Raw genomic sequence first — 1,779 nt, forward strand, 5'->3', positions numbered from 1 at the left:
AAAAATTGTAAAAACTCAATTGATCCATCGCATTAAACTGATATATAAATTTACAAAATTTATGCAGGATTTTAAAAGATTGTTTAAGTTAAGGCAGGATTGTCTTTCTTTGGCTGTATGAATTATTTGATTGTTGTTCCACTGGAGCATTTCTATCCTAATTGGTGCTTTTAAATGAGTTTTTCGTAAAAGCAATAAGCCCGAAACAAATCGGGCTTATTGTCTTCAAATTTAATTATAATTCTAAACTTTTGGATGCATCGTAATTAAACTAGTTTTTTGCAAGTTATGCAAGACTTTCTCCTATTCGGAGATGGGTACTGAGAACAACCCTGTTCCAAAGATTGATTGTTATGACGGCCGTTATTATATCTGCTATCTGGCTTTCACTGAAATACTGTAAGGCCTTTGTATAGGTTTCATCCGTTAATCCGTTCTCATGAATTAATGTTATCTCTTCAGTTACCGCGAGCACCACTTTTTCCTCTTCTGTAAAAATGTCCCCAGCTTCTCTCCAAGCACTCAAGAGAAAAATGCGCTGGTTTGACTCGCCGTTTTTAACGGCGTCGTGAGTGTGGATGTTGATGCAGTAGGCACAGCCGTTGATCTGCGAGGCACGTATCTTTATGAGTTCTTTGGCTGTCTTGGATATGGAAATTTTTGAAAGGTAGCTTTCAAGTCCTATCATCGCTTTTAGTGCATCCGGAGCGGCCTGCTTAATGTTAAGTCGTTTTTGCATTGTATTATTCTTTTAAAATTGTTCAATGCAAAATTCAATAATAGGGAAAGGAAAAAACTTAAACTGGTTTAAGAAAGAAGCCTTTTGCGTATTTCGCTCAAGTATTCGGGCGTGAATCCTAGATAGGAAGCGATGAGGTATTGGGGAACACGCTGGATGAATTCGGGGTGGTTTCTGACTGCCTGGAAATAAAACTCTTCCTTAGAGAACGAGAAAAGAAATTTGATGCGTTTCTGTGCGGCTGCATAAGCCCTCTGGTAGACAAAACGGAAATAGCGCTCCATTACCGGAAACTCTTCCAGCAGCTTCTGCTGCTTCTCCAAAGTGATGTAAAGCAATGTTGATTTCTCTACTGCCTGAATATAAAATTCTGTCGCGAGCTGGTTCTCGTAGGCAAAGTTATCGGTAAGCCACCATGTTTCTATGGCAAATTCCGTGGTTTGTTCGGTACCTTTCTCGTTAATATAAAACTTTCTAAGCAGGCCGTCCAAAACAAAATAATGATGACGGCAGATCTGTCCCTCCTTTAGCAGGTTCTCTTTTTTACACGTTTGTTTTATGTCGAAGAATTTTTTGATTTGCTCAAAGTCATTGTCTGATACCTGTGCAAATTTGGCTATATGGTTTTTGAGTATATTGGACATCTGGAGTAAATGACATATTGGTTTTGACTGTTCGGCCAGCTTTTTTAATCGGAATGGCATCGCTGGCAGGCTCTTAAGCAAATATAGCAATAATATACTTAAATACGTTTTGAAATCAGATTTCATTATTTGTCATTAAATAGTAATTGAAAGCAATTTGGAGATTATATAGAGTCAATTTCTATAATATTCTGGGGGTTCGAATCCTGTTAAGTTATCGAATGATAAATTAACTATTTGTATTATTTTTCATCTAAATATACACGCTGAAGCAATTTTTCTATTATTTTAGAGAAAGAAAATAAAAGCAAAAATGACTCAAAGCCACCGTATTTATTAGTGTAAATGAAAAAATGGCGCCAATTGTCTTCAATTGGCGCCATCTGGCTGAGTGAC

General features: G+C 37.0%; 2 protein-coding genes. Both read right to left on the reverse strand.

Annotated elements, in window-relative coordinates:
• Positions 1 to 286: 286 nt before the first annotated feature.
• Positions 287 to 739, reverse strand: a complete 453-nt coding sequence (locus tag ACFO3N_RS24880) for a carboxymuconolactone decarboxylase family protein (RefSeq protein ID WP_379801510.1) — start codon at positions 737 to 739, stop codon at positions 287 to 289.
• Positions 740 to 807: 68 nt separating this feature from the next.
• On the reverse strand, positions 808 to 1,383 hold the full coding sequence (locus ACFO3N_RS24885) for a Crp/Fnr family transcriptional regulator (protein WP_026729722.1): 576 nt from the start codon (positions 1,381 to 1,383) through the stop codon (positions 808 to 810).
• Positions 1,384 to 1,779: the final 396 nt, after the last annotated feature.

The sequence above is a fragment of the Flavobacterium chungangensis genome (genome assembly GCF_042654045.1).
In the GTDB taxonomy this organism is placed as follows: Bacteria; Bacteroidota; Bacteroidia; order Flavobacteriales; family Flavobacteriaceae; genus Flavobacterium; species Flavobacterium chungangensis.

Coding starts and splice junctions, on each gene's coding strand:
- ACFO3N_RS24880 (WP_379801510.1), bottom strand. CDS start 739: ATGCAAAAACGACTTAACATTAAGCAGGCCGCTCCGGATGCACTAAAA.
- ACFO3N_RS24885 (WP_026729722.1), bottom strand. CDS start 1,383: ATGTCCAATATACTCAAAAACCATATAGCCAAATTTGCACAGGTATCA.